We start from the raw sequence: 26,022 nt of genomic DNA, 5'->3' as shown, positions 1-26,022 counted from the left end.
GCGTCTACCCTTCGGGAAATGCTTCGCATAACGTGGTTCATTCAAAAAAACAAAATCATCTTCAAGATCACAAAACATAACAATTATGCCCTAATATTTAAAACATACCCAAAATACAAGCATTGATACCTGTAAAATTTGCCCCATGAGTCAAATTATTTGGATCGCCAGACACGCCAACCGCCTTGATTTTGTAAACCCTGACTGGTTTCTCACAGCCGAAAAACGCTATGATCCACCATTATCAGATGATGGCATGATCCAAGCACAACAACTAGCAAAAAGACTCAAAGGCGAAAAAATCAAACATATTTTCGCATCTCCTTTTTTGCGAACAGTGCAAACCGCCAACGCAGTCGCCGAAGCATTAGAATTAGAGATTAGACTAGAAACAGGCTTAAGTGAGTGGTTAAATCCCGCATGGATGACAGAAGAACCAGAAAGACTCTCAACCCCAGAATTAAAAGCATTATTTCCTAGAATAGACACAGGCTACACACCCCAGATAGCAGCAAAATATCCCGAAACCCATGAACAAGTGAGACATCGTTCTGCACAAACCGCTAGATGTTTAGCAGCAGAATTTTGGCCAGATGATATTCTGTTAGTAGCACATGGGGCTTCTGTGTTAGGTGCGGCAATGGGATTTGTGGGGGATATAGCTAAAGCAGAAGTGAAAGCTACTTTATGTTCTTTAGTAAAAGTGGTGCGTCAAGAATCACAATGGTTGCTAGAACTAAAAGGAGATACTTCCCATTTAACTACAGTAGAGGAAGTAGTAAGATTTGTATAAGTCAGGAGTCACTGGTTCGACACTTCGAGCGCTCTCAGTGCATCGCTTCGCTCACCAACCGGAGTCAGGAGTCAGAATATTTGATTTCGAGCAATTATTTGGAAGTAAACCTGAAAAATATCAATACTGTTTACTGATAGGTAAATAATTAAAGTACAAGTCACACACAAACCAACAAACTAACAAACTAACTGATAAATTTTATGACATTACTATTAGCGGGAGATATCGGTGGCACGAAAACAATTTTACGCCTGGTAGAGTCTTCAAACTCTTTAGGTTTAAAAACTTTGTATGAGGAAAGTTACCGCAGTGGAGATTTTCCTGATTTAGTGCCAATTGTCCAAAAATTTTTAGCCGCAGCGAATCTATCAACAGGCAATACATCTACACCAGAAAAAGCTTGTTTTGCGATCGCCGGACCCGTAGTACAAAACACCGCTAAACTTACTAATTTAGCTTGGTTTTTAGACACGGAAAGATTAGCAAAACAATTAAATATTCCGGCAATTTCCCTAATTAATGACTTTGCAGCCGTCGGTTATGGTATTTTTGGTTTAACCACACAAGATTTAGTCACCTTACAAGTTGGTAAATATCAACCTGATGCACCGATGGCGGTTATTGGTGCAGGAACAGGTTTAGGACAAGGTTTTTTAATCAAACAAGGAAATCAATATCAAGTTTTTCCTTCCGAAGGTGGCCACGCAGATTTTGCCCCCCGCAATGAATTAGAATTTCAACTGTTGAAATATTTATTAGCTAAATATGATATTCAACGTGCATCTGTAGAAAGAGTAGTTTCCGGTTTAGGGATCACTTCCATTTACCAATTTTTAAGAGATAGACAAATAGACACAGAAAACCCAGAAATAGCCCAAACTGTCAGAACCTGGGAACAAGAAGCCGGAAAAGCAGAAAAAACCGTTGATCCTGGTGCTGCTATTGGTAGTGCAGCTTTAGAAAAACGCGATCGCCTATCAGAACAAACCATACAAATGTTCGTTGAAGCTTACGGTGCAGAAGCCGGCAACTTAGCCTTAAAACTCTTACCCTACGGAGGATTATATATTGCTGGAGGCATTGCCCCGAAAATTCTGCCCTTGATGCAAAATGGGAGTTTTATGTTAAATTTCACCCAAAAAGGCAGAATGAGTTCCATCCTCGAAGAAATACCGGTGCATATAATTCTTAACCAACAAGTAGGATTAATAGGTGCGGCTTTATCTGCTTCTAGGTTATAACTAGCAGCAACAGTAAAAACCGCATCTGCGAGGGCTACAAATTATGAATATCAAATTGAATATCAAATTGAATATTGAATTTTTAATACCTTTCATTACTGCCACTTTTGTTTATAGTGGGTTTATTTCTGCCGAGGTAAGTAAATCCCAACCTATAGCTACTCACAAAAAACCAAATGTTCCCGAAGTAGTGCAGTCACAATGGAAAATATTTACTCCCCCAGATAAGAGTTTTCAGGTTTTAATGCCAGTCAGACCAAAAAACAACAGTCAAGTACAGAAAACCTACATGGGGGAAATAAAATTAAACATATTTGTAGCCCAACCACCGGAACAGGAAGTTGCGTATTTAGTCACTTACAATGAATTTCCTTACAGCTATGCTAAGATGACTAGCCCACAACAAATATTGAATCAAGCCAAAGAAAATACCTTAAAAGCAACACAAAGCAATTTAATTAGTGAACGTAATATTCGCAGTTCCAACAGTCATCCAGGTAAAGAAATTCAGTATATAGATTCGGCTGGTAAAGTAACTACAAATAGGATGTATGTTGCTGAAGGAAGATTATATCAAGTCATGGCAATAGTTTCTAGAAAACAGCGTTCCACATTAGAAAAAACTATTACCGGATATTTAAATTCCTTTCAGTTAGTTTTGAGAAGATGATCCGATTTTAGATTTTGGATTTTAGATTTTGGATTATAAAAAATACAAAATTTCCCAATGTCTAAAAATTTCTTGTGGCATCTTGCCCGCTATTCCTTAACGAGTGACAAGGTAGTTAGCGGTTGCTGAATAAAGACAAAAGCTAGATATATTGAAGGTTTGAGGCTAATAAACAAGAAAAAGATGCCAGGATTTTGAAGGGTATACCTGAAAAAGTGTGCATTTTGGGTCTGATAAATCTTCTTGGTTCATTCCTTCTTAAACCTCATCAAGTAATCGGCAATAGGTGATAAATAATAATCTTACCAATTCAATTACCCATCACCCATCACCAACTACCAAATTAACTAAGTGCTTCCGCACCACCCACAACTTCCAGAAGTTCCTGAGTAATAGCAGCTTGACGCGCCTTATTGTAAGAAAGAGTCAAAGTGCTAATGAGTTGACCAGCATTATCACTAGCATTACTCATCGCAGTCATCCGCGCCGCCAGTTCACTAGCTGCGGACTCTTGTAAAGCTCTTAATAACTGATTGCTCAGATATAAAGGCAATAAAGAATCTAAAATTTGTACAGGGTCTTGTTCAAAAATCATGTCACGGGGTAAAGCGCGAACTGTACTAGCTACCTTTTCCCGTTCCACTTGGAACTGACCACCACGAGTAGTTAAACGGAAAACTTCATCATCTGCGGTTTCCAAACCTTGAGTATCCAAAGGTAACAAAGTTTGCACCACAGGACGAGAACTCACCAAAGACACGAAGCGAGTATAAATTAACTCAATTCTGTCTACCTTTTCTGACAAGAACAAAGAAAGCAACTCATCAGCAATATTAGTAGCTTCTGCTGCTGTAGGAATTTGTTCTAAACCAGTGTAGTTAGCATCAATTTTGTAACCACGACGTTGGAAGTATTGAGTAGCTTTGCGACCCACGATCACAAAAGTTACATCTAAACCTTCCGCTTTGAGTTCCTTAGCGCGGTTTTCTGCACGACGGATCACGTTAGCATTGTAACCGCCACACAGACCTCTATCACCTGAAACTACCAACAAACCAACAGATTTAACTTCCCGTTTTTTCAGTAGTGGTAGGTCTACATCTTCAAACTTTAAGCGAGTTTGTAAACCAAATAATACTTGTGCCAAACGGTCAGCAAAGGGACGGGTGGCAATTACCTGCTCTTGAGCGCGACGTACTCTCGCCGCAGCCACTAGCCGCATAGCTTCGGTAATTTTTTTGGTGTTTTTGACCGACTGAATGCGATCGCGTATTGCTTTGAGATTAGGCATGATTTAGTCCTTAGTCATTAGTCATTGGCTAGGTGACAGGTGAAAGGTGACAGGTGACAGAAAGCAGGGGTGCAGGGTGCGGGGAAGAATATGTATTACCCTTTCCCTCTTGCCTTTTGCCTTTTGCCCTTCGGGTTCACCACTCACTTGCTTTATGCCGGGAAACCCGTCCACCGCAGTGGTTCACCTCTTGCCTTTTACCAATCACCAATCACCAATCACCAATCACCAATCACCGATTACGCTGTAGCTAAAAAGGTCTTCTTGTAATCAGCTAAAGCTTCTTTGAGGGCTGCTTCTTCAGCATCTCCCAATACTTTGCTGCCTTGTACTGCTGAGTAGTAGGAGTTCTTACCAGTCTTCAAGTATTCACGGAAACCTCTAACAAAGCTGGTAACTTGGTTTACAGCAATGTCATCTAAATAACCGTTAATACCAGCGTAGAGAATCGCTACTTGTTCAGCTACAGATAGAGGATCGTTTTGGGGCTGTTTCAACAATTCCCGTAAACGTACACCACGAGCTAACTGATCTTGAGTAGCTTTATCTAAGTCAGAAGCAAATTGCGCGAACGCTTGTAAGTCGTCAAACTGAGCCAATTCCAGTTTAATCTTACCAGCAACTTTCTTCATCGCCTTGGTTTGTGCCGCAGAACCTACACGGGATACGGAGATACCGGGGTTTACCGCAGGACGGATACCAGAGTTGAACAAGTCAGAAGATAAGAAAATCTGACCGTCAGTAATAGAAATTACGTTGGTAGGAATGTAAGCGGATACGTCACCAGCTTGGGTTTCAATGATAGGTAATGCAGTCATACTACCTTTACCTAATTCATCGCTGAGTTTAGCAGCACGTTCCAACAAGCGAGAGTGAATGTAGAATACGTCTCCGGGGTACGCTTCCCGTCCGGGTGGACGACGTAACAACAAGGACATCTGACGATAAGCCTGAGCTTGCTTAGACAAATCATCATAAACAATCAGGGTCGCTTTGCCTTTATACATGAAGTATTCAGCAATAGAAGCGCCTGTGTAGGGAGCTAAGAATTGTAAAGTTGCAGGGTCACTGGCGTTAGCGGCGACAACTACGGTGTAGTCCATCGCGCCTTTTTCTTGTAAAGTTTGCACAACGTTAGCAACGGTGGAAGCTTTTTGACCAACGGCTACGTATACACAAACTACATCTTCACCTTTTTGGTTAATGATGGTGTCAATAGCGATCGCAGTTTTACCGGTTTGGCGGTCTCCGATAATCAACTCACGCTGACCCCGACCTACGGGAATCATCGAGTCAATAGCGGTGATACCAGTTTGCATGGGTTCATGTACAGAACGACGTGCAATAATACCGGGGGCTGGGGATTCAATCAAACGACTTTCGCCAGTTTTGATTTCGCCCTTACCATCAATAGCGCGACCCAAAGCGTCAACAACACGACCGATTAAAGCATCACCTACAGCTACTTGAGCAATTCTACCAGTAGCGGTAACGGTGCTGCCTTCTTGGATATTGCGGCCTTCACCCATCAATACCGCACCAACGTTATCTTCTTCTAAGTTTTGGGCGATACCAACAGTACCATCTTCAAATTCTAGGAGTTCCCCAGCCATAGCTTTTTCTAAGCCATAGATCCGGGCAATACCATCACCAACTTGCAGTACAGTACCAACATTAGCAACTTTGACTTCCTTGTCATATTGCTCGATTTGTTGTTGGATAATGCTGCTGATTTCGTCAGGTCTAATTGAAATGCTCATTATGCCTATTGTTCAGTGTTCTTTCAAGACAAAAGAAGTTTTTGGTAAACGATGATTGGTGATTGGTGACTGGTGACTGGTGACTGGTGACTGGGAAGAATATGATTCATTACCCATTACCCATTACCCATTACCCATTACCCATTACCCATTACCCATTACCCATTACCTAACCATTAGTTAAGCGCAAAGAAAGGCGACGTAGTTGACCACGTAAGCTGGCATCAATAACTTGAGAACCAACTTTGATCACCACACCACCAATTAAATCGGTGTCGATTTTGGTTTCAATTTCTACTTCCCGTGCTTTGGTAATAGAAAGAACCTTTTCTTTCACTGTTTGCAATTGTGCATCTGTTAAAGGAACAGCAGAACTTACTTCTGCTAAAACCGTTTGATTCAATTCCCGTAACAGGTTGACATACTGCTGTAAAATTGGCTCTAGAAAAGAAATTCGTCTTCTATCAACCAACAGCAAAATGAAATTTCTCAGATAGGGATTAACACCTTCCCCTAACAATTGTTTGAGGAAATTCTTTTTGTTTTCTGGTTGAATAAAGGGGTTATCCAAAAAGTTTTGCAATTCCCCAGAACCAGAAATCAAACTAACTAGAGTCCGTGCATCTGCACCAAACTCTTCTGTCAAATTATTTGCTTGAGCAACAGATAACAAAGCCTGTGCATAAGGCTGGGCTACTTCTGCTGTAGCTGCATTACTTTTCATGGTTTCTAACCTCCCAATTGAGCGATGCTACGGTCAATAATAGTTTTTTGAGCATCCTCAGCAATGCCAGTCTTGAGTTCAGCTTCCGCCTTTTGCAGTGCTTGAGCTACTACTTTTTGACGCAATTGAGAAATTACGCGCTCTAGTTCTGCATTCAAGTCAGCCGCACCAGCAGCTTGCATTTTCTCAATGTCAGCAGCAGCTTGAACCAAAATAGCCTCACCAGCAGCTTTTGCACTTACTTCTGCATCAGCTTTAATTCTGGTAGCTTCAGCTTGAGCTTGCGTTAGCTTTTGTTGCGCTTCTTGCAATTGCTTTGCAGCTGACGCTGCTCTTTGCTCTGCACTCTTAATTGCTGTTTCAATATTTTCTCGACGAGCTTTGAGGTTACTACCTAAAACCTTACGTCCGAAAACAAACAGTACAGTAATAATAATGGCAAGGTTAATTAGGTTGGTCTCTAAAATATTAGTATTTAGACCAAAACCACTATGTTCTGCTCCCTCTGCCAGTTCACCTCCGACGGCGGCTGCTTCCGCCATCAATAGTACAAAAGTCCCCATGATTTTCTATCCACAACTGCGCTGCCAAATTCAAAATCTATTGTCAGTTTCAGAAGGCAAGAGGCAAGAGGCAAAAGGCAAAAGGCAAGACTTTTTGATTGATATTCCTCCTATTCCCTATTCCCTATTCCCTATTCCCTATGAATAGTGACAATTCTGCGAGTTAGCGTTGGCCTATTAAGTCAGCACCTAACAGCTTCTCTAGTATTTGGCGACTGAGGGCATCTACCTGAGCTTCTAAGGAAGCTAAAGCTTGTTGTTTTTGCTGCTCAATTTCACCAGCTGCTTTTTCTCTTTGTGCTTGGGCTTCTTGCTGCGCGGCAGCTATTTTCTGGGCCGCTGTTTTTTGCGCTTCTGCTTGAGCTTGGGCAATAATCGCTTGTGCTTGTCTTCTTGCGCCGGCTAGTTCTTGTTCATACTGCTCGGCTAACTTTTCCGCTTTTGACAAGCGTTCTTGGGCATCCAATTGATTGTTACGGACATATTCATTACGTCCATCAATGGCTTTACCCAATGGTTTATAGAGAGTTGCATTCAATATCAGGGCTAAAACTAGAAACTGGATTGCCATCAAGGGCAAAGTCGCATCTAAGTCAAACAAGCCCCCTTCTTTGGCAACTTCTTCTACTGCCAATAAGGTGATCCAGTGTGTCATTGTTGCTTGTTCCTATCTATGGTTGTAGTCCTGAGTTATGATTGTTGGATGTTATGAGTTATGAGTTAGTGAGTCATTAATTCAACTCCTAACTCCTAACTCCTAACTCCTAATTTTTGTCACTCAGCACTCAGACTGTATACTAATTATGCGAAGGGGTTAGCAAACAACAGTACGAGAGCAACTACTAGACCGTAGATGGTTAACGCTTCCATGAACGCCAAACTGAGCAACAATGTACCGCGAATTTTACCTTCTGCTTCAGGCTGACGAGCAATACCTTCCACAGCTTGTCCTGCTGCGTTACCTTGACCAATACCAGGGCCGATTGCAGCCAAACCAACAGCGAGAGCAGCAGCTAATACGGAAGCAGCAGAAACTAATGAATCCATGATATTCTTTCCTTACTTTATACAGTGGTTAGTTGTTGAACTTGTAGAGTTGTTTAGTAGTCAGTTGTAGAAGGCAAGAGGCAAGAGGCAAGAGGCAAGAGTTTATAACTAATTGTTTGTTTACTCTTTTCCCTATTCCCTATTCCCTATTCCCTATTTCTGACTTTTGCCATCTGAGGGGTTTAATGATGTCCCTCATGCTCTTCGCCATGATGATCTTCCATCGCTTCACCAATATAGGCGGCGGCGAGGGTGGCAAAAATTAGGGCTTGAATAGCACTTGTGAATAATCCCAAGGCCATTACTGGCAATGGTACAAATAGAGGTACTAGCAACACTAGCACGCCTACGACCAATTCATCAGCTAAGATGTTACCGAATAAACGGAAGCTTAGGGAAAGAGGCTTGGTGAAATCTTCAATAATTTTGAAGGGCAACATGAAGGAAACTGGTTGCACATAGTTGCCGAAGTACCCTAAGCCTTTCTTGCTGAATCCAGCATAGAAGTAAGCTAATGAAGTTAACAGTGCTAAGGCAACTGTTGTGTTAATGTCGCTGGTGGGAGCGGCCAGTTCACCTTCTGGCAAATGAATTAGTTTAAATGGAACTAATGCCCCTGACCAGTTAGACACGAAAATAAACAAAAACAATGTGCCGATAAATGGCACCCAGGGGCGATATTCTTTTTCGCCGATCTGGTTTTTTGCCAAATCTCGAATAAATTCTAGGGCAAATTCCATTAAGTTTTGAATGCCGCTAGGAATGCGTTTAACGTTGCTGCTTGCCAAGATGGAAACCAGTGTTAATACGCCAATTACAAACCAGGAGGTGAGAAACACCTGTCCATGTAGCTTTAAGTTGCCTATTTGCCAGTACAGATGTTTACCCACTTCCAATTCTGCCAATGGAAGGGAGTAAAAGTTCAGAAAATTCAGCATTTTCTTGTTAGTGGGATCGCTTCTCTCATCTTACTGGAGAAACAGAGCGTTTTAAGGTTGCCGGAGCTTTGTGGAGTCAGATATAAATGCCACTCTAACTACATATATGATGAGTGTGGCTTTATAGGTGAGAAATCCCAAGAATATGGGCATGATTTCCAGTTGTTTCAACTTTGATGCTAACAAAATCAGGATGACTAATAAAGCTAACCTGGTTTTACTCAGCTGTTGTTTCTCTGTACCTAATCGCTCTACATCTTTGGCCAACATCCTCAAGTAAAGCACACCTGCACACGCCCCTAATAAATAATTTAGAGCAATGTTGAGGGAATAGGAAACCCAAACAGAGATGAAAATGACCCCTGTTAACACAAGCGTGATTACCAACAACTCTTGGTAGAGTTGATAGAACTCCTGCATGGAGGAGCTTGCTGGCTGTTTTTCTTCAGAACTAGCTTGAGTATCTTGTTCTGTTGTCGGAGTGGGTACAATTTGTTCTTCTGACAAGCTCACGGGACTTGAAACCAGTACAGCTAAATAGGGTTGACTGCACATTCAGTCAGTTGAATCATATCACGCTCTGGTAACAATACTTTAGAAAAAAACAATTATCTTATTTTTTGGTGATTGGGGACTGGGGACTGGGGACTGGTGACTGGGGACTGGGAACATACAAATAATTTCCCCCTGCTCTCTGCTCCCTGCTCCCCTGCTTCTTCTACACTCTCTCGCTGGGTGTAGGGATGAGTAATTGATTGTTTATGAGGTTTTAGACTACGTTTAAGTATAACTAGACTTGGGCTAAAATATTGGTCAATCTGGCATAAATGTTACATTTTCCTATGAACTCTACCCTGGGGGTTCTCGTGACGGAGATTACGCCCTGAATCAAGATGTGCTTTATTTACCTGAAAATATAAGAATAATATATAACAAAAAATATAAATTAAAGTCTTAACTAGCTGGCTGCAATTAAATATAAAATGTGGGATGGGTATACTTCGATAAACTCAGTACAAGTCTTGCCCTTCAACAGGCTAGAAGCCTGTTCCACTATCTAACAATTAATTAAGCCTACTTACTTATCATCTCCCAAAAATAACTATGACACAAATTACTCTTTCAGAACTTCCCCCTATTCTGCAAACTTTAATTAACCAAGCTAAAAAAACAGGTGAAACCCTAACTATTACTGACAATGGTATTCCCTTAGCTATCATTTCTCCTGTTAAGAAAAAATCCCTCCTAGAAGTCTTTGCTAATCTGGAAGATATTGATGAAGATTTTCCCGATGTTGACGAAGGTTTATTACCTTTAGATGATATGGAAATTTAAAATGACTAATTTGCAGGTGGAAAATTGGCTTAACGGCAAATAAAAATACAAAAGGTTACATTCTGTAAATTCTATTTTGATTGTTCTATGGAAATATCACATCCAGATATCATCGTCACTAGCCCAGATGGAGAATATTTGATGATCGTTGAGGTAAAACCCAATGATGTCAGAAAGCAACGTCAATTCGGTATAATTTATCTCGAACGCTCAATGATTGAATTTGGTTGCTCCATTGGTTTACTTGTAGCAGGAGAGCGTGTTATTGTCCTCCAGGATTCTTTTGATGATTCTCATGGTTCATCAATTCGCGTAGTTGGTGAAGCAATACTTCCACATTCTTTGTTACCACCACCAGATGAGCAATGGAAGGGAAACCGTTATCTTGAGTTTGAATCACAAGTTCAGCGATGGTTAGAGAAATTGAAACTGCAAACTAATGTAGACAGTTTACCAGATGATTTGAAAAATTTGTTTGGTGGACGGATCATCAATCTGCTGCGAATTGGTGAAGTTAGGGCTGGTGGACCAAGGTGGAGTAAAGTTGCAAAATGAAGCCTCAAGCGGTTTTTGTTGAAACCAACTGGGTTGTAGATATTCTTAAACCTGAACATTTACAGACTCCACAAGCGGCTCAATTGCTTGCACTTGCGGAAGCTGGAGAGTTTGAGTTACATCTACCTGCTATCTGTCTAACTGAAGCACGGGAAACTATACCCCGACGATTTACTCCACGCACTGATTCTAACGATCTACGTAAATTTGTCCAATGATAACCTAAATCTTATCTTCAGGTGTTAATAAAAGTAATTGCTGTTTTATGAGTTTTCTGACTCCGTTTAAATCTAGCTCGGTTTGTCCGATGACTTCGGCTATTTTGGCATCACCATTACATTTCTGCATAAACTCAAATTCCGCATCTGATAATTTGATGATTTGGTAATCGTAGTTAAATATACATTTGCTGGGAAAACCATCTATACAAGGGTTGAGTTCTGGTATTGCTGCTAATAAGCTGTTATCGTCTGTCCAGTCGTGTTTGGTTAATGGGGGACGAGTGAGGAAAAATTCATAATGGGTTACTTCTGGATTCAGTAATTCTATCAGGCGGTAACGTTGGCGTTGGCGTAGCCCGCCGGAGGCATCGCCTAAATTTCCTGCTCTTTCTATTAACTCTGGTGCTTTACCCAATAGGGTTTCTAAATCCCAAAACCCAGGATTGGAGAATCCTACAAAGTCTAATTCTGAAGCGTCTATTAATTCAAACAATGTATCAATATTATAGTCTGTTTCCTGGGGATGTACGTACATATCCGCAAAACATTCATCCCTTTGGTTTTCCATTGCCCATCTTTCTTTTTCTCTCTTGACAAGACGGTTATTTTCTGGTAATGAGGCAAATATTTTTCTGCCGACTTGTACCCCATCCCGATAGTCACCACGTTTGTCACCTTGGAGAAGGGCGATCGCTTTTTGCATGAGTTGTATTTCCCATCTTCCCAATTCTCCATATACAAAAATGTGCATTAATCCACCAGGGGCGAGTTTTTTCGCTAATGCTTGAATACCACGAATGGGATCGGGCAGATGATGAAGCACACCAACGCAGTTAATTAAATCGAATTGTCCTGGTATTTGTTCTACATCGTAAATACTCAGGTGATGAAATTCTACACGGTCAGCGCCAGAACTTTGACAGCGTTTTTTTGCTACTTCTAATGTACCAGCACTTAAATCAATTCCTACTACCTGCGCTTGGGGGTTGAGATGTACTAAATATTCTGTACCGACTCCTGAACCACAACCAGCGTCTAAGATGCGAATATCTTGTTTTGCTGGTTTTCTACCTGTGCAGAAGTTGTAAGCAGCTAACCAATTCCAACGCCAATTATATCCTGGTGGTGGTTCGTCCAGGATGGGTTCGGGGGGGAAAGGGTAGGTGTCGTAGAGTTTCGCAACAGCAGCACTTACTTGGGAGTCGGACATATTGGAGATTAACGCAGCATTTCTGAGTTTAGCGGATGGGGGGATTTTGGGGAAGGTTAATTGAACAGGTAAATTATTCGTTTTGATTTGACTCAGCTAAAATATTTTTAATTTCCTGTGGGGTGATATCTTCTTGATCTGATTTAGAGTAAATGGTTAATAAAAGAACATTGGTTGGTGATTCAACTTAATAAATGATGCGATAACCAGCACTTTTGCCTTTTTGAATGTTGCTATTTTTAACTCTGACTTTAAAAACAATTTAATTTTCACCTAGTCCAGATATTCTATCACCTAGAAAATTGCCGATTTGAATTTCTTCCATTATTGCTTGAGTATCAGAACGAATATTCCGGTATCTCTTAGCTAGAGAACGCAAGTTTCTTTTGTATTCAGGTGTTAAGTCTATTTCTACTATTGGCAGTTCATTCGACATCTATTCCCTCCCACATTTGAGATAGGGGAATACGTTGTCCTGCTTTTGCTTCTTGTACTGCTCTTTTTAAACTAGCTTTTATTTCTTCAATGGGAGTATCATCATCATCATTTTCTAAGTTATCTGTAGGTTCAGGAAAGAGAATTATTACTCTGACTTTTCCGGGTATTTCTACATTCAGGGGTTGGTCTAAAAATAATGCCCATTTTTCATCAATGTTTCCTGTGACTTCTATCGCTTTCATTTGTTGATCCTGATGGTTATTTATATTTAGTTTAACGGTTACTGGCAATTTTGAGTTTCATCACTGACTCTTTTATGAAAAACATTATATGAATTTACTCGTTTTTGGGTGCTGCTTGCTTCCAGTTTAGGCAAGGTATTGATTCCGTAAAAATACCCGTGTTAGATTAGGTGTTAACGAGTATGATCTAAGATATAATATTCAGCATCTAGTTGTGATTAACCAGTTGATTAACCAGGAGTATCAATAATGCCAGTAGGAATGCCCGAATTTGTGGAAAACCCTGAAAATCGTTGTCCGGTAATTCTGTTGTTGGATACTTCTGGTTCAATGTCAGGGCAACCTATCCAGGAGTTAAATAGAGGTTTGGCAGCTTTTAAAGAAGATGTAATGAAAGATGCTCAAGCTTCTTTAAGTGTAGAAGTTGCTATTGTCACCTTTGGACCGGTGAAACTGACGCAAGATTTTGTCACTATAGACCATTTTACACCGCCCAAGCTAGAAGCAGATGGTGTAACGCCCATGGGTGCAGCCATAGAATACGCTTTAGATTTATTAGAAACCCGCAAACAGTCGTATAAAGATAACGGTGTCCATTATTATCGTCCTTGGGTATTTTTAATTACCGATGGTGCGCCTACAGATTATTGGCAAAATGCAGCGCAAAGGGTGAGAGAAGAAGAAGAACAGCGCCGAATGTTATTTTTTACTGTTGCTGTTCAAGGTGCAGATATGTATAAACTGAGAGAAATTGCACCACCTGGACGGCCTCCAGTGATGTTAAATGGCTTAGATTTTCGCGCTTTATTTGTTTGGCTTTCCACTTCTATGAAACGGGTTTCTAGTGGCAAAGTAGGGGAAGCTGTAGCATTACCGCCGGTGGGGTGGGGGCAAATTATTACTTAATTTGTAGAAACCAGATCCCCGACTTCTAGCATAAGTTAATAATTTATTGACATGATTAAAAAAGAAGTCGGGGATCTTACATTACTTAATTTGTATCAACCAGATCCCCGACTTCTAATATAAGTTAATGATTTATTGACATGATGAAAGAAGAAGTCGGGGATCTTACCCATTAAATTACATTTTGAGGATTTATTTATTGTGGGTTGGAAAGCTATAGCGCGTTATGTAACGGGAACGAGTCATCAAGAGCAGAAAATACCTTGTCAAGACTGCGGAAATTATCGCATTTTTAAGGATGTGATTGTGGGCGCGGTTGCTGATGGTGCTGGAAGTGCTAAATATTCTCACTTTGGTTCTGAATTGGCGGTAGAAACTGTAATTAAATGCTTTGCTGATATTAATGAACTTCCTGATAAACAAGGTTTTACTCAACCACTTTCGGAAATGGAAGCTAAGGAAGTTTTTACTAAGTTTGTCAAAGAAGTTATTACTGCTTTAAAAAAACAAGCAGATCATAAAGGTTATTCTGTCAGTGATTTAGCTTGTACATTGTTAGTTTTTATAGCGACTCCTGAATGGGTTGCAGCTATGCAAATTGGGGATGGTTTTATTGTCATGGGTTCTCAAGATGGAGAATATCAAATGTTGTTTAAACCTGATAAGGGGGAATTTTTCAATGAAACAACTTTTGTCACTTCAGCTAATGCACTGGAGGAAATGCAGGTACAGGTAATTTCAGGCAAACAAGAGTTTATTTGTGCTTCTACTGATGGATTAGAAAAAGTAGCGATTAGATTTAGTGATTGGAAACCTCACGCGCCATTTTTTAAACCTTTAGAGGAGTATTTGCGAGAAACAGATAAACCAGGCGGAAATGATGATAATTATATTAATGTTTTTCTCAATTCTGAAAGGTTAAATTCTCGTACTGATGATGATAAAACTTTACTTTTGTGTCTCTTTGAATAGGATGCAATTGGTAAAAAACTGTAGGTTGGGTTGAAGAATAAAACCCAACATTTTCAAGATTCATGAGATTTTGTTGGGTTTCGCAAAGCCTCAACCCAACCTACGGATTTTAGGATTTTAGAAATATATTTCAACCCATCTAATTAAAATTATATGACAGTTCTTACTTGTGCCAGTACAGGAAAATCAATTACGCTATTGGGTAAAGAGATTGCTAATAGTGGTGAAGCAAAAGTTTGGCGAACTAATGAAAATGGTTATTTAGCGAAAATATACCATTCTCCCACATCGGAACGGGTGCAAAAATTAGCAGTAATGATAGACCACCCACCCACAGAACCAAATTCCCATCTTCATCATGTTTCCTTTGCTTGGCCTAAATCGGTGTTGAAAAATGCTCAGGGCAATTTTGTGGGCTTTTTAATGCCAGAAATTAAGGGTGGAAAAGAACTTATTGATATTTATAATCCCCAACGTCGCAAGAAATTAAAACTTGAGATTGATTGGCGTTTTTTACATACCACCGCTTTAAATATTGCCTCAATTATTGCGGCTTTACATGAAGCTGGTTATGTGTTGGGTGATATTAAACCACAAAATATTTTAGTTAATAATCGGGCTTTACCTTCTATTATTGATACTGATTCTTTTCAGGTGATAAATCCTAAAAATGGTAAGGTTTTTCGTTGTTTAGTTGGTTCGGAAGGATATACACCACCGGAATTAATGGGAAAAGATTTTGATATTATTGAGCAAACGGAAATACATGATAGATTTCGGTTAGGGGTAATTATCTATCAATTATTATTTGGTGGTAATAGCCCCTTTCAAGGAAAATGGACTGGTGCAGGGGAAACTCCAGAACCTAATGAACTTATCCGTCGGGGTTTATGGGTTTATGGGGCAAATACTTTAATTACCGCAGCAGCAAGAACAATTCCTTTAGAGATTGTCTATCCAGATATTCAGCAATGTTTTCTGAGATGCTTTAATGATGGGTATAAAAATCCTAATTCTCGTCCTACGGCTAGGGAGTGGTTAGAGGCTTTAAGAACAGGGAATGATAATTTAACTATTTGCGGCAGGGTAGATAGTCATTATTATAGTAGAACTTTTGGTAAATGCTATTGGTGCGATCGCTCTACAAATCTTGGTGTTGATATTTTTCCTGGTGTTGTGAAAGCAAAACCATCTGTTGTTGTGGAATCAACATCAAAACCACAAGTTATTAGTAATAGATTCATAGGAAACCTCCTACAAACCCTCACTGGTCATTCTAACCGGATTAGGTCAGTAGCATACAGCCCCGATGGTCAAACTCTGGCTAGTGGGAGTGGTGACAAGACTATCAAGATATGGGATGTAAAAACGGGAAACCTCCTACAAACCCTCACTGGTCATTCTGACTGGGTTTTGTCAGTAGCATACAGCCCCGATGGTCAAACTCTGGCTAGTGGGAGTAGGGACGAGACTATCAAACTGTGGGATGTAAAAACGGGAAACCTCCTAGAAACCCTCACTGGTCATTCTGATTGGGTTGGGTCAGTAGCATACAGCCCTGATGGTCAAACTCTGGCTAGTGGGAGTGGTGACAAGACTATCAAACTGTGGGATGTAAAAACAGGAAACCTTCTACAAACCCTCCCTGGTCATTCTAACTCGGTTAGTTCAGTAGCATACAGCCCCGATGGTCAAACCCTGGCTAGTGGGAGTAGTGACAACACTATCAAACTGTGGAATGTAAAAACGGGAAACCTACTGCAAACCTTCACTGGTCATTCTTACCCGGTTCTTTCAGTAGCATACAGCCCCGATGCTCAAACTCTGGCTAGTGGGAGTCTGGACGGCACTATCAAACTGTGGGATGTGAAAACGGAAAACCTCGGACAAACCCTTACTGGTCATTCTGAATGGTTTTATTCAGTAGCATACAGCCCTGATGGTCAAACCCTGGCTAGTGGGAGTGAGGACAAGACTATCAAACTGTGGAATGTAAAAACGGGAAACCTACTGCAAACCCTCACTGGTCATTCTAAGTTGGTTTGGTCAGTAGCATACAGCCCCGATGGTCAAACTCTGGCTAGTGGGAGTAGTGACAAGACTATCAAGATATGGCAGATTGTAGCATCTATTAGTAAAGCACCAGTCCAACAAACTCAATCTCAGGTTTCACAAACGCCAGTTTCTAAACCTCAGAGTCAACTTGTCATCACCCAAGTAACAGCAACATCTAGCACTACAAATAATTCATCTTTAGTTAAGCAACCTCAATCTCAGGTTTCACAAGTTACACAGTCTACAAATTTACCTAATTCTTCCCGTCGTCGTTTTTTGCGAACTGTGGCTTTAGGTTTAATTGTTAGTAGTGTAACTGTGGTAGTAGTTGGACACAAATATATTTGGGATAATGGACACAAATATATTTGGGATAAATTAAATCCAGTAGATTGTATACGGTGTCAGATCAAGTACCCAGATAAAGCTAGAAAACGTGGTGTGGAAGGAACAGCAGAAGTAGCTATTGACACCGATTCTCAAGGTAATGTTACTCAAGTAAGGTTAGTTAGTTCTAGTGGTGATAGTGAACTAGATGAAGCAGCGCAACAAGCGGCTCAAGAGTGGAAATTAACACCCACAGTAATAGGAAGAAAAGGGGTAAGAGCCTCAATTAATTTTGCTATGATAGGATCACAGCGTCACCGTCAACTTCAAGAACGTCGCAACAAGCGGCTCAAGAGTGGAAATTAACACCCACAGTAATAGGAAGAAAAGGGGTAAGAGCCTCAATTAATTTTGCTATGAAAGGATCACAGCGTCACCGTCAACTTCAAGAACGTCAAATAGAAAAACAAAAATAATCAGAATCAGGATATCCACGATGGCAATTTATAGATTTTCTGTGAATAGTTAATAATTTGTTTTTTGAACAATAAAAATATATTCTCTATCATTGAATAAAACTATAATTTATCAAAAAATATCCTGTAAATCCTAAAATCCTGGACATCCTGATTCTGACAATTTTACTAACCTATTTCCTCACCATAAATCTATGAATCATAAAGTTTTTTATCTTGATGGTAAAAAAATCAATAGCAAACAAACATTTTTAAATAAAGCTGCTGAAGCAATGGAATTTCCTTCATACTTCGGCGCTAACTGGGATGCTTTTGATGAATGTATCACCGATTTAACATGGTGTCCGGCTCAAAGATATGTCATATTATATGATCATGCTGATATCTTTGCCCAAGCTGAACCGACACAGTACCAAATAGCATTGGATATTTTAAATTCAGCAAAAAAATACTGGGAAGGTAATAATATTTCTTTCAAGTTTTTAACTATCAAAAAATAGCTTGTCTGAATCAGGATAACCAGGATTTGAGGATGTACAGGATTGTTATTTGTAGATTGTCTGTGAATAATAAAGATATATTCTCTTGTCTGAATCAGGATAACCAGGATTTGAGGATGTACAGGATTGTTATTTGTAGATTGTCTGTGAATAATAAAGATATATTCTCTTGTCTGAATCAGGATAACCAGGATTTTAGGATGTACAGGATTGTTATTTGTAGATTGTCTGTGAATAATAAAGATATATTCTCTTGTCTGAATCAGGATAACCAGGATTTGAGGATGTACAGGATTGTTATTTATAGATTTTCTGTGAATAATAAAGATATATTCTCTTGTCTGAATCAGGATAACTAGGATTTAAGGATGTACAGGATTGTTATTTATAGATTTTCTGGTAATATTTAATGATAATAAATTTTGATTGAGATAAAAAATATATTCCCATATCATTCAAAGAAAACCATAAATGATCAAAAATATCCTGTTAATCCTTTAATCCTGGACATCCTGATTCAGACAAAAAAAACCATCCTGAAAATCCTTTAATCCTGGACATCCTGATTCAGACAAATATCATCCTGAAAATTCTTAAATCCTGAAAATCCTGATTCAGCAAACCCTAATTATTCCTTTTCTTCCTTTATAATCAAAATACTAAACAATAGAAATAGCTAAACAGGAGTAAAAAAATTATTAATCATCAACCTCAACTCATCCCAGGAGAAGGAACTGTAGGTACTTATGGAGACTTACTAAAAAAGGGACGTAGAGGAGATAACCTCACACCTCATCATATACCTGCGGATGCTTTTATGAAAGCCAAAGTTCCACTTAATTATACAACAGATCAAGGATATGCCATTATGATGGAACATTTATCACCAGGAAAAGGAGGTCGTCATCGGCAAACAATTTCTTATGGTAAACGTCCTAATTTAAACTTATCCCCCAGAGTAGCCTTAGCACAAGAAATTTGGGATGTACGTTCTATTTATTTTTCTCAAGGTTTGTATAATAGAAGAATCAGGGAAAGTTTGCAAGCATTAATCAAACTCAATAAAGTAATTTGGCAATCTATTTTTGTTAAATGAGGTAAAAAACCATGAATCAAAACAATTTACTGGCAATCTTAAAAGATAACCGATTGATGCAAACAGAAGCACAAATTACAAATTTTGAAAATGCTTTAACTGCAATAGCTGAAAATCCTGATGAAAATAATTTATGTGCCTATCATCTGATTTTAGATGATCAATGTCAACAACCAGAAGTGATGTTTAGCTTAATTCATTTTCTGGAATCTTTTGATATGGAAAAACAAATTACAGCATTTATTAATGTTGTGCCTCAATTAATGATAACTGCACCAGAATGGACAAGAATTATTCACAATCGGATTTTAAATGATGAATCAGCTTGTCAAGTCTATCAAAATCTATTACATTCAGCTAATTTAAAAACTCCGCATTTTCTCTATCATCTTTTAGAAGAAAGTATTATAAATAAATTGCAAGTTAAAGAAAGTGTATTCTGACAAAAAACCATGCTGAAAATCCTTTAATCCTGGAAATCTTAATTATGAAATTATTAACCAATACTCCAATCTTCTAAACGCAAATTCGGCACTTTTTCAAAATCTTTAAAATTACGAGTTACCAAAATCCCATTCACTGATAATGTAATTGCAGCAATGCGTAAATCTTGAGTACCAACGCGGATTTTTTGCTTAATTAATTCAGTGTAGATATTACCCGCGGCTTCGGTAAATTGAAGTAAATTGACAGTTTTTAAAAACTCTAGATTAGCATGAAAATTTGCATAAGCTAATACTAACTTATCCGATGATGAGGCATTTCTAATTACATTAAATCTACCACGCAATTGTTCCTCAGCAGTAATTATAGTTATGGCAATTTCTTCAAATTTGACACTATTAACACGCTGTACAATAAATGGATTTCTGCGTTGAAATAGAGAAACATGATCTGTATCCAATATCCATAAAATCATTAGATATTCTCCTGATCTTCTATAGTTTGGTTATGTTCCTCCATTTTTGTATCTAATTCCCGACGATATTCTGTTATATATTGCTGCACTTCCTCAAAATGTGGATCATCTTCAAACATTCCTGCAAATTTCATCCAAGGATGTTCTGTTTTCGGTGCTTCAATTTCTAAAGTCACTATTTCTGGTTTTCGTGCTTGAAAAAGTTGAATCAGATTATTTAATGCTTCTTCTTTATTTGCACCAAAACCTTGACATTCTGGTAAACTTAACAATGTAGCTTTAACCGTACCATCTGCTTGATTTTCAATCAACACATCATAAGTTAACTTGGGTGCAATTGTGGAAAGAGCATTTTTAACAGCTAAAATCATGATATTTTTACTCTTCTAATTTTGAATTGATTATAACACAATACTTGAAAATAGTTAAAATTATCGTCTAGATGATGTTAAGATTTATAGGACTTTATTAGCGATCGTCAATTTTATATTTTATCATCCTGTTAATCCTTTAATCGGTGGACATCCTGAAATAGCTTGTCTGAATCAGGATAATCAGGATTTGAGGATGTACAGGATTGTTATTTGTAGATTGTCTGTGAATAATAAAGATATATTCTCTTGTCTGAATCAGGATAACTAGGATTTAAGGATGTACAGGATTGTTATTTGTAGATTGTCTGTGAATAATAAAGATATATTCTCTTGTCTGAATCAGGATAACCAGGATTTAAGGATGTACAGGATTGTTATTTGTAGATTGTCTGTGAATAATAAAGATATATTCTCTTGTCTGAATCAGGATAACTAGGATTTAAGGATGTACAGGATTGTTATTTGTAGATTGTCTGTGAATATTTAATGATGATAAATTTTGATGCAGATAAAAAATATATTTCCTATCATTCAAAGAAAACCATAAATGATCAAAAACATCCTGAAAATCCTTTAATCCTGGACATCCTGATTCAGACAAAAAATATCATCCTGAAAATCATGAAATCCTGGACATCCTGATTCAGACAAAAAACCATCCTGAAAATCATGAAATATTTTTGTTCAGCAAAGCTTGAATAAATACGGTATCTAAAAACAATCTTTCTTGATTCATTCTCTTATCTCATCATGATTTTTCGGCGTTCCATACAAATAATAATCATGTTGAAGTGACCAATTACTTGGAGCTTCAATAGTTCCTGTTAGTGACTCTAGTAAATCCCAAGCATTACCCTCATTATGATGTTTTTCTGAAATTTCCTTGAACGGATATGTGGTTGCAGAAGGTTTAATTTCTAAAGTAACTATCTCTGGTTTTTGTGCTTGAAAAAGTTGAATCAAATTATTTAATGCTTCTTCTTTAGTAGCACCTAAACCTTGACATTCCGGTAAACTTAATAATGTCGCTTTAACTGTGCCATCTGCTTGATTTTCAATGAGGACATCATAAGTTAATTTAGGTGCAATTGTGGAAAGAGCATTTTTTACATCTAAAATCATGATATTTTTACTCTTTTAACTCTCTATTGATTATAATAACATGATCGTGAAAAATATTTTGTTAAATGATGTAAAATCTATGAATCCAAACAATTTACTGGTAATTGTTATTTATAGATTTTCTGTGAATAATAAAGATATATTCTTTTGTCTGAATCAGGATAACCAGGATTTTAGGATGTACAGGATTGTTATTTATAGATTGTCTGTAAATATTTAATGATGATAAATTTTGATTGATATAAAAAATATATTCCCTATCATTCATGAAAACCATAAATGATTAAAAACATCCTGAAAATCCTTTAATCCTGGACATCCTGATTCAGACAAAATCATCATCATTTGATACTTTCTATTATTTAATAATCATATTTAGACATATCATACAAACAATACTCATACATTAACCTGAATATTTCCATGTAAAATTATCCAAACACGTAAAAAAGAATTTTTATTTACTTACCAATCACCAAAATATTAAAAAATTATAAAATAAAAAGAAATCAGCTACAAAATATGATGCAAGCGAATGTAACAGATAGATACAAAACTTCAACATTCCCCAGCCTGTCTAGAGTAGATACTTATGCCAATAGGCAGATTTAGATTACAGAATTGACATACTTCTTAATAAATTAGCAGCGTTACCGCAAAACGTTCTAATCTAAAAACTGAACTGGGTTAATTTACTGGCAGTTTGACTGGCGTACTATACATAAATACACCAATATGTCAAGCCAAAAAGCAACCCAGACTTAACACATAAGCTTATTTATAGGAGTTTTAGAAATCCGATGAGTGTTAAGGCAAGTGGAGGAAGCTCAGTTGCGCGTCCGCAACTATATCAAACCTTACCTGTAGCGACCATTTCCCAAGCAGAACAACAAGACCGCTTTTTGGGAAAAGGTGAACTAAGCGAACTAGGAAGCTATTTTGCTTCTGGTGCAAAACGTTTAGAAATCGCCCAGATCCTCACCGAAAATTCTGAGATCATTGTTTCTCGTGCGGCTAACCGGATCTTCGTTGGTGGTTCACCAATGGCTTTCTTAGAAAAGCCCCAAGAACCGGAAATGGCAATGGTGGGCGCTGGTGCTAGTGTGCAAGAAGGCATGAAACTAGGAACAGTCACCTACGTTGAAAGTCGTGGTGGCTTCTTTGAAAACCTCCGTTCCATTTTCAACACTTCCGCAGGTGGTCCCACACCTCCTGGTTTTAGACCGATTAACGTTGCTCGTTATGGTCCTGGCAATATGTCCAAGAGCTTACGGGACTTGTCCTGGTTCTTGCGCTATGCTACTTATGCCATTGTTGCCGGCGACCCCAACATCATCTCTGTAAATACCAGAGGTTTGCGGGAAATCATTGAAAATGCCTGTTCTGGTGAAGCTACCATCGTGGCTTTACAAGAAATTAAAACTGCTTCTTTGTCATTCTTCCGCAAAGATCCTGAAGCAACAGAAATCGTGACTCAGTACATGGATGTGTTGCTGACTGAGTTCAAAGCACCTACACCATCCACAAAAGTCCGTCAACGTCCTTCTGGGGATCAACAAGGTTTACAACTACCTCAAATTTACTTCAACGCCGCAGAACGCCGTCCCAAGTACGCTATGAAGCCTGGTTTGTCTTCTAGCGAAAAAACTGAAGTAGTCAAAGCTGCTTACCGCCAAGTATTTGAGCGCGATATTACCCGTGCTTACAGCTTATCCATCTCTGACTTAGAATCCAAAGTTAAAAATGGCGATATCTCCATGAAGGAGTTTATCCGCCGTTTAGCTAAATCTCCCCTTTACCAAAAACAGTTTTATCAACCCTTTATTAACAGCCGGGTAATAGAACTGGCTTTCCGTCACATTTTGGGACGTGGACCAAGCAGCCGGGAAGAAGTGCAAAAATACTTTGCAATTATTTCTAACGGTGGTTTACCCGCTTTAGTGGATGCTTTGGTAGACTCCAAAGAATACGCAGATTACTTTGGGGAAGAAACCGTTCCCTACATTCGGGGTCTGGGTCAAGAAGCTCAAGAGTGTCGCAACTGGGGACAACAGCAAGACCTGTTTAAATACAGTGCGCCTTTCCGCAAAGTACCTCAATTCATTACCACATTTGCAGCTTACGAACAACCATTACCTGATCAACATCCCTACGGTTCTGGTAATGATCCGCTAGAAATTCAATTTGGGGCGATTTTCCCGAAAGAAACCCGCAACCCCAGCAGCAGTCCTGCACCTTTCGGTAAAGATACCCGTCGGATCTTGATTCACCAAGGACCTGGTATCAATAACCAACTCAGTAACCCCGGTGCGCGTGGTGTTGCTCCTGGTGCTTTGGGCGCGAAAGTGTTCAAATTAGACCAGTTACCCGGTACTATGAGCAGAAATGCTGGTAAGGGTACAAGTGTTAAATTCTCTGAAAGTTCTACCCAAGCAGTAATTAAGGCTTGTTACTTACAAGTATTCGGTCGTGATGTTTACGAAGGTCAACGGCTGAAAGTTGCAGAAATCAAACTGGAAAACGGCGAAATCACCGTCCGCGAGTTTGTGCGGATGTTGGCGAAGTCCGATTTATTCCGCAAGATGTACTGGACATCCTTGTATGTTTGTAAAGCGATTGAATACATTCACCGTCGCTTGTTAGGTCGTCCTACCTACGGTCGTCAAGAAAACAACAAGTATTTTGATATTGCTTCCAAAAAAGGCTTCTATGCTGTTGTTGATGCCATCCTTGACACTGTAGAGTACAGTGAAGCTTTCGGTGAAGATACTGTTCCTTATGAGCGTTATTTAACACCTGCTGGTGTTTCCTTGCGTCAACTGCGTGTGGGAACTATCCGCGAAGATATCAACAAAGTTGAGAAGGAAGAAACTCCTCGCTTTGTGGAGTTGGGTGAAGTTAAGGAAATGCGAACCCAACCAGATATTGATTTCCGTATTAACCAAGGTGTTACCAAGCAGCGTGAGCAAACCAAGGTCTTTAAACTGATCGCTGGTACTGGTGATAAAGTAGCGGTAAAAACTTTGATTGGTGCTGCTTACCGTCAAATTTTCGAGCGTGATATTCCTCCTTATGTTGCTGGTAACGAGTTTACTGATTTAGAAAGTAAGCTGGGTAACGGAGAAATCACCGTTAAGGAATTTATTGAAGGTTTAGGTTGTTCTAACCTGTACGTTAAGGAATTTTATACACCCTATCCCAACACTAAAGTGATTGAGATGGGTACTAAGCATTTCTTAGGCCGTGCGCCAATGGATCAAGCTGAAATCCGCAAATATAACCAAATCTTGGCTACTCAAGGTATCAAAGCCTTTATCGGTGCAATGGTGAATAGTGCTGAGTATGTTCAAGCTTTTGGTGAAGATACTGTTCCTTACCGTCGCTTCCCAACCTTACCTGCGGCTAACTTCCCCAATACTGAGAAGCTTTACAACCAGCTAACCAAGCAAAATGATGATTTGGTTGTACCTAGCTTTGAGACTGTGAAGCCTCGGATCAAGACTGAGAATACGCCAATGTTAGCGAATGCGATCGCAGATTTGGCGGCTCAAGCTAGACAAATGGACAAGACCAAACCCTTGTTCATTGAGTTAGGTCGTTCTTTCAACGATGGTCGTGGTCAGTCGGTAGAAGTGGGTGTAGGTACAAGTCGCCGCAAACCAACCCGTATTTTCCGCGCTACCACTGGTACAAATTCAACTGAAACCAATCAGGTAATTAACGCTATTTATGTTCAGGTGATGGACGTATTTAGCGGGCAAATTCCTGACTATTTACGCCGCAGTGATTTAGATAGCAAACTGCGTAATGGTGAAATTACCGTGCGTGAATTTGTCCTAGAGTTGGCAAGTTCAGAAATTTACCGTAAGCGTTTCTACACACCCTATCCCAACACCAAAGTGATTGAATTTTTATTCCGTCACATTTTGGGACGCGCACCCGCAACCCAAAGCGAAATCCGCCAATATAACAAACTATTGGCTGATAGCGGTTTAAGGGCGGCTGTAGAAACAATGGTGAATAGCCCAGAATACGCTCGTTACTTCGGTGAAGATGTTGTACCTTACAACCGCTTCCCATCTTTACCTGCGGGTAACTACTTGGGTAGTGTTAAGGCTGATGCTGACCTAGTAAAACAATCTTGGTCTAGCTTGTCTCCTTCTGTTTTAACCGGTCGCGGTGGTAGATAGGTGACAGGGGACAGGGGACTGGGGACTGGGGACAGTGAAGAAAGCAGGGGAAGC

The 26,022-nt window shown here is 39.2% G+C and carries 27 protein-coding genes; 13 read left to right on the top strand and 14 right to left on the bottom strand.

The annotated features are described in order from the left end of the window. Positions 1 to 145 precede the first annotated feature (145 nt). The 3 genes from H5968_RS03040 to H5968_RS03030 all read left to right on the top strand — a co-directional run bounded on the left by H5968_RS03040 (position 146) and on the right by H5968_RS03030 (position 2,707). A complete protein-coding gene (locus tag H5968_RS03040; protein WP_187038758.1) occupies positions 146 to 793 on the top strand; it encodes a histidine phosphatase family protein in 648 nt (215 codons plus the stop codon). A 203-nt stretch (positions 794 to 996) separates the two neighbouring features. Continuing rightward, positions 997 to 2,037: a glucokinase gene (locus tag H5968_RS03035; RefSeq protein WP_187038757.1), complete on the top strand. Its 1,041-nt coding sequence runs from the start codon at positions 997 to 999 to the stop codon at positions 2,035 to 2,037. A 43-nt stretch (positions 2,038 to 2,080) separates the two neighbouring features. Then, positions 2,081 to 2,707 (top strand): hypothetical protein, encoded by a 627-nt coding sequence (locus H5968_RS03030; RefSeq protein WP_370569743.1) that lies wholly within the window; start codon positions 2,081 to 2,083, stop codon positions 2,705 to 2,707. 343 nt (positions 2,708 to 3,050) lie between these two features. Here the strand turns inward: H5968_RS03030 and H5968_RS03025 are convergent, their stop codons facing one another. The 8 genes from H5968_RS03025 to H5968_RS02990 all read right to left on the bottom strand — a co-directional run bounded on the left by H5968_RS03025 (position 3,051) and on the right by H5968_RS02990 (position 9,585). Continuing rightward, on the bottom strand, positions 3,051 to 3,998 hold the full coding sequence (locus H5968_RS03025) for a F0F1 ATP synthase subunit gamma (protein WP_096572354.1): 948 nt from the start codon (positions 3,996 to 3,998) through the stop codon (positions 3,051 to 3,053). A gap of 239 nt (positions 3,999 to 4,237) precedes the next feature. After that, complete coding sequence (atpA, locus tag H5968_RS03020) at positions 4,238 to 5,758, bottom strand: F0F1 ATP synthase subunit alpha (protein ID WP_096572353.1); 1,521 nt, start codon at positions 5,756 to 5,758, stop codon at positions 4,238 to 4,240. A 169-nt stretch (positions 5,759 to 5,927) separates the two neighbouring features. After that, positions 5,928 to 6,482, bottom strand: a complete 555-nt coding sequence (gene atpH / locus H5968_RS03015) for an ATP synthase F1 subunit delta (RefSeq protein ID WP_187038756.1) — start codon at positions 6,480 to 6,482, stop codon at positions 5,928 to 5,930. A 5-nt stretch (positions 6,483 to 6,487) separates the two neighbouring features. Next, positions 6,488 to 7,045 (bottom strand): F0F1 ATP synthase subunit B, encoded by a 558-nt coding sequence (locus H5968_RS03010; RefSeq protein ID WP_187038755.1) that lies wholly within the window; start codon positions 7,043 to 7,045, stop codon positions 6,488 to 6,490. 163 nt (positions 7,046 to 7,208) lie between these two features. Then, positions 7,209 to 7,700, bottom strand: coding sequence for a F0F1 ATP synthase subunit B' (locus H5968_RS03005; protein ID WP_096572350.1), 492 nt, complete (start codon positions 7,698 to 7,700; stop codon positions 7,209 to 7,211). Positions 7,701 to 7,846: 146 nt separating this feature from the next. Continuing rightward, positions 7,847 to 8,092, bottom strand: a complete 246-nt coding sequence (gene atpE / locus H5968_RS03000) for an ATP synthase F0 subunit C (protein WP_187038754.1) — start codon at positions 8,090 to 8,092, stop codon at positions 7,847 to 7,849. A gap of 182 nt (positions 8,093 to 8,274) precedes the next feature. After that, a complete protein-coding gene (gene atpB / locus H5968_RS02995; protein ID WP_096572349.1) occupies positions 8,275 to 9,030 on the bottom strand; it encodes a F0F1 ATP synthase subunit A in 756 nt (251 codons plus the stop codon). Between the two features lie 51 nt (positions 9,031 to 9,081). After that, entirely contained in the window at positions 9,082 to 9,585 is a 504-nt protein-coding gene (locus H5968_RS02990; RefSeq protein WP_187038753.1) for an ATP synthase subunit I, read from the bottom strand. Between the two features lie 549 nt (positions 9,586 to 10,134). Here H5968_RS02990 and H5968_RS02985 point away from each other — a divergent pair. The 3 genes from H5968_RS02985 (at position 10,135) to H5968_RS02975 (ending at position 11,138) form a co-directional block, all read left to right on the top strand. Beyond that, positions 10,135 to 10,365 carry a type II toxin-antitoxin system Phd/YefM family antitoxin gene (locus H5968_RS02985; RefSeq protein ID WP_187038752.1) on the top strand — a complete coding sequence of 77 codons (231 nt, stop codon included), beginning with the start codon at positions 10,135 to 10,137 and terminating at the stop codon, positions 10,363 to 10,365. Between the two features lie 87 nt (positions 10,366 to 10,452). Next, entirely contained in the window at positions 10,453 to 10,920 is a 468-nt protein-coding gene (locus H5968_RS02980) for a hypothetical protein (RefSeq protein ID WP_187038751.1), read from the top strand. Continuing rightward, complete coding sequence (locus tag H5968_RS02975; protein WP_187038750.1) at positions 10,917 to 11,138, top strand: hypothetical protein; 222 nt, start codon at positions 10,917 to 10,919, stop codon at positions 11,136 to 11,138. Before H5968_RS02980 ends, H5968_RS02975 begins: the two co-directional genes overlap by 4 nt. A 4-nt stretch (positions 11,139 to 11,142) precedes the next feature. Here the strand turns inward: H5968_RS02975 and H5968_RS02970 are convergent, their stop codons facing one another. From H5968_RS02970 to H5968_RS02960, 3 genes are all read right to left on the bottom strand, one after another. Beyond that, positions 11,143 to 12,351 carry a bifunctional 2-polyprenyl-6-hydroxyphenol methylase/3-demethylubiquinol 3-O-methyltransferase UbiG gene (locus tag H5968_RS02970; RefSeq protein WP_187038749.1) on the bottom strand — a complete coding sequence of 403 codons (1,209 nt, stop codon included), beginning with the start codon at positions 12,349 to 12,351 and terminating at the stop codon, positions 11,143 to 11,145. A 262-nt stretch (positions 12,352 to 12,613) separates the two neighbouring features. Next, the gene (locus H5968_RS26020; protein WP_370569742.1) at positions 12,614 to 12,787 is read right to left on the bottom strand and encodes a hypothetical protein; all 174 of its coding nucleotides are present in this window, start codon (positions 12,785 to 12,787) and stop codon (positions 12,614 to 12,616) included. Continuing rightward, positions 12,777 to 13,031: a hypothetical protein gene (locus H5968_RS02960; protein WP_187038748.1), complete on the bottom strand. Its 255-nt coding sequence runs from the start codon at positions 13,029 to 13,031 to the stop codon at positions 12,777 to 12,779. Before H5968_RS02960 ends, H5968_RS26020 begins: the two co-directional genes overlap by 11 nt. Before the next feature lie 249 nt (positions 13,032 to 13,280). On the opposite strand from H5968_RS02960, the gene H5968_RS02955 reads away from it, so the two are divergent. From H5968_RS02955 to H5968_RS02930, 6 genes are all read left to right on the top strand, one after another. Further along, positions 13,281 to 13,937: a VWA domain-containing protein gene (locus tag H5968_RS02955; protein ID WP_187038747.1), complete on the top strand. Its 657-nt coding sequence runs from the start codon at positions 13,281 to 13,283 to the stop codon at positions 13,935 to 13,937. Between the two features lie 201 nt (positions 13,938 to 14,138). Continuing rightward, positions 14,139 to 14,909 (top strand): PP2C family serine/threonine-protein phosphatase, encoded by a 771-nt coding sequence (locus H5968_RS02950; protein ID WP_187038746.1) that lies wholly within the window; start codon positions 14,139 to 14,141, stop codon positions 14,907 to 14,909. A gap of 153 nt (positions 14,910 to 15,062) precedes the next feature. Continuing rightward, positions 15,063 to 17,657, top strand: a complete 2,595-nt coding sequence (locus H5968_RS02945; RefSeq protein ID WP_255427033.1) for a TonB family protein — start codon at positions 15,063 to 15,065, stop codon at positions 17,655 to 17,657. Positions 17,658 to 17,961: 304 nt separating this feature from the next. Then, complete coding sequence (locus tag H5968_RS02940) at positions 17,962 to 18,267, top strand: barstar family protein (RefSeq protein WP_187038745.1); 306 nt, start codon at positions 17,962 to 17,964, stop codon at positions 18,265 to 18,267. An 817-nt stretch (positions 18,268 to 19,084) separates the two neighbouring features. Further along, positions 19,085 to 19,363 (top strand): hypothetical protein, encoded by a 279-nt coding sequence (locus H5968_RS02935; protein ID WP_187038744.1) that lies wholly within the window; start codon positions 19,085 to 19,087, stop codon positions 19,361 to 19,363. Positions 19,364 to 19,374: 11 nt separating this feature from the next. Further along, a complete protein-coding gene (locus H5968_RS02930) occupies positions 19,375 to 19,806 on the top strand; it encodes an Imm30 family immunity protein (RefSeq protein ID WP_187038743.1) in 432 nt (143 codons plus the stop codon). A gap of 53 nt (positions 19,807 to 19,859) precedes the next feature. On the opposite strand, the gene H5968_RS02925 is transcribed toward H5968_RS02930, so the two are convergent. The 3 genes from H5968_RS02925 to H5968_RS02915 form a co-directional block, all read right to left on the bottom strand. Further along, positions 19,860 to 20,282 (bottom strand): type II toxin-antitoxin system VapC family toxin, encoded by a 423-nt coding sequence (locus tag H5968_RS02925; protein ID WP_187038742.1) that lies wholly within the window; start codon positions 20,280 to 20,282, stop codon positions 19,860 to 19,862. Next, on the bottom strand, positions 20,282 to 20,653 hold the full coding sequence (locus tag H5968_RS02920) for a type II toxin-antitoxin system HicB family antitoxin (RefSeq protein WP_187038741.1): 372 nt from the start codon (positions 20,651 to 20,653) through the stop codon (positions 20,282 to 20,284). Before H5968_RS02920 ends, H5968_RS02925 begins: the two co-directional genes overlap by 1 nt. 735 nt (positions 20,654 to 21,388) lie before the next feature. Then, positions 21,389 to 21,778 carry a type II toxin-antitoxin system HicB family antitoxin gene (locus H5968_RS02915; RefSeq protein WP_187038740.1) on the bottom strand — a complete coding sequence of 130 codons (390 nt, stop codon included), beginning with the start codon at positions 21,776 to 21,778 and terminating at the stop codon, positions 21,389 to 21,391. An 800-nt stretch (positions 21,779 to 22,578) separates the two neighbouring features. On the opposite strand from H5968_RS02915, the gene H5968_RS02910 reads away from it, so the two are divergent. Then, entirely contained in the window at positions 22,579 to 25,968 is a 3,390-nt protein-coding gene (locus H5968_RS02910) for a phycobilisome rod-core linker polypeptide (protein WP_187038739.1), read from the top strand. The last annotated feature ends 54 nt before the right edge of the window (positions 25,969 to 26,022 follow it).

The sequence above is a fragment of the Sphaerospermopsis sp. LEGE 00249 genome (assembly GCF_014299995.1).
In the GTDB taxonomy this organism is placed as follows: Bacteria; Cyanobacteriota; Cyanobacteriia; order Cyanobacteriales; family Nostocaceae; genus Sphaerospermopsis; species Sphaerospermopsis kisseleviana.
This window is presented reverse-complemented; position numbering and strand designations above follow the sequence as displayed.